2 protein-coding genes and 1 pseudogene are annotated in these 2,142 nt (G+C 63.2%); all 3 read left to right on the plus strand.

From position 1 onward, the window contains the following. The first annotated feature begins 213 nt into the window (after positions 1-213). Positions 214-354, plus strand: coding sequence for a capsid protein (locus EN969_RS27950; RefSeq protein WP_082826679.1), 141 nt, complete (start codon positions 214-216; stop codon positions 352-354). Positions 355-402: 48 nt separating this feature from the next. After that, positions 403-1,782 carry an aspartate aminotransferase family protein gene (locus tag EN969_RS27955; protein ID WP_013531202.1) on the plus strand — a complete coding sequence of 460 codons (1,380 nt, stop codon included), beginning with the start codon at positions 403-405 and terminating at the stop codon, positions 1,780-1,782. 142 nt (positions 1,783-1,924) lie between these two features. Continuing rightward, positions 1,925-2,142: pseudogene (locus EN969_RS27960) on the plus strand (hypothetical protein); the annotation flags it as partial.

Below are 2,142 nucleotides of genomic sequence, written 5' to 3' on the forward strand. Positions count from 1 at the left end.
CCTGCAGGAAGCCGGCCATGCGAGGACGCTGTTCTTCGAGGAGACCGAGGGCGGCCATGGCGGGCGTGGCGACCGCCGGCCGCAGGCGGCGCAGACGGCGATGAAATATGTCTTCCTGCAAAGGGCGCTGACAGCCAAGGCCTAGAGTCATTCAGTTATGGGCCAAGCAAAGGGTGGTTCTCCTCGAGCAGCCTTTGCTCTAAGGTGGCTTCCATGGCTCTCGTCAGGACGTTGATTGACGCATTTGAGGCTCGCGCATTGCGGGTCGCGGTGACGCCGTCACCGCGCACGCTGCGCGCCGAGCTTTTGCGGCTGTGTGCCCGCATCGGCTATTCGCCACCTCTCTGCCTCTGAAGCATTCGCCCCGGCTTGGCCGGATAGAATCCAGAGGGAAGATCAGACATGACCTATCAGAATTATTCGCTGAAGCAGCTTCAGCAGATCGACGCCGCGCATCATCTGCATCCGTTCACCGACCACAAGGAAATGCGCGGGGCCGGGTCGCGCATCATCACCCATGCCAACGGCCCTTTCATCTACGATTCCGAGGGGGCTGAAATCCTCGACGGCATGGCCGGGCTGTGGTGCGTCAACATCGGCTATGGCCGTGACGAGCTGGCCGAGGCCGCCTATGCCCAGATGAAGGAACTGCCTTACTACAACTCCTTCTTCAAATGCTCGACGCCGACGCCAGTGCTGCTGTCCAAGAAGCTGGCGGAGATCGCGCCGAAGCACGTCAACCAGGTATTCTACGGCTCTTCCGGGTCGGAAGCCAACGACACCGCGCTGCGCCTCGTGCGCCACTATTGGGTGCTGGAGGGCAAGCCGGAGAAGAACCGCATCATCTCGCGCAAGATGGCCTATCACGGCTCGACCGTTGCCGGCACCTCGCTCGGCGGCATGGATGGTATGCACAAGCAGCTCAACGGTGCGGTGCCCAACATCGTCCATGTGATGATGCCCTATGCCTATGAGCTGGCGCTGCCTGGCGAGAGCGATCATGATTTCGGTCTGCGCGCGGCCGGGGCTGTCGAGGAGGCGATCCTCGAAGCCGGCGCCGACAAGGTTGCCGCGTTTATCGGCGAGCCGATCATGGGAGCCGGCGGCGTGAAGATACCGCCGGCGAGCTATTGGCCGGAAGTGCAGCGCATCTGCCGTAAATACGATGTCCTGCTGATGCTGGACGAAGTCATCACCGGTTATGGTCGCACCGGCGAATGGTTTGCCGCACAGACACTCGGCATCGAGCCAGACACGATCACCACGGCCAAGGCGCTGACCTCGGGCTATCAGCCGCTGTCGGCATTGCTGGTTGGCGACCGCATCGCCTCGACGCTGGTCGAGAAGGGCGGCGAGTTCAACCATGGCTACACCTATTCCGGGCACCCGGTGGCCTGCGCCGTGGCGCTGAAGAACCTCGAGATCATCGAGCGCGAAGGGCTGGTCGACCGCGTCCGGAACGACACCGGCCCTTACTTCGCCAAGGCGTTGCAGGAGCGCATTGCCGGACATGATCTGGTCGGCGAGGTCCGTTCGATCGGACTGATGGGCGCGATCGAGATCGTCAAGGACAAGGCGACCAAGGAGCGGTTCCTGCCGGCTGGAAGTGCGGCGGTAACCGTGCGGGATCACGCCATCACGAATGGCATGATGCTGCGCGCCACCGGCGACACGATGATCCTGTCGCCGCCGCTGATCTGGACCCGCGATACGATCGATATGGCCTGCGACCGCATCTCGAAGGCGCTGGATCTGGCGCAAGCCGATCTTCGCAAGCGGTAGAACTCGACCCCTCGGCTGGGCGCTCTTCGGCGGGCGCGCCCAGCCTTGAGACCATGCCGAAGCGGCGAGGGAACGAATTCCATCACAAGCGCGTAGTGTGTGGGGCAGCGGCTGATTCGGCCGCCACAAGGGGTTTGTTTCCATGAGAGAAACCGGCAAGAGCCGACGGACGCGAGAAGCGGCCAGCATCAGCGGCGACCTGATGCTGGCGCCGCTGGTGGCGATGATGCGGCTGCCGTTGATGGCCATGGATGGCGGGAGCCGCCAGCCATGGAGTACGGAGACGGCGCGTGCGGTCAACGAGAAGACCGCCGCTATGGCCGAAGGCGCGTTTGCGGCGCAAATGTCTTTCCTGCAATC

It is taken from the genome of Mesorhizobium sp. M7A.F.Ca.CA.003.01.2.1 (assembly GCF_003998945.1).
GTDB classification, from domain to species: Bacteria; Pseudomonadota; Alphaproteobacteria; order Rhizobiales; family Rhizobiaceae; genus Mesorhizobium; species Mesorhizobium ciceri.

What these genes read in the sequence shown, in the direction of transcription:
- EN969_RS27950 (WP_082826679.1), top strand. Translation starts at nt 214, where the DNA reads ATGGCTCTCGTCAGGACGTTGATTGACGCATTTGAGGCTCGCGCATTG.
- EN969_RS27955 (WP_013531202.1), top strand. Translation starts at nt 403, where the DNA reads ATGACCTATCAGAATTATTCGCTGAAGCAGCTTCAGCAGATCGACGCC.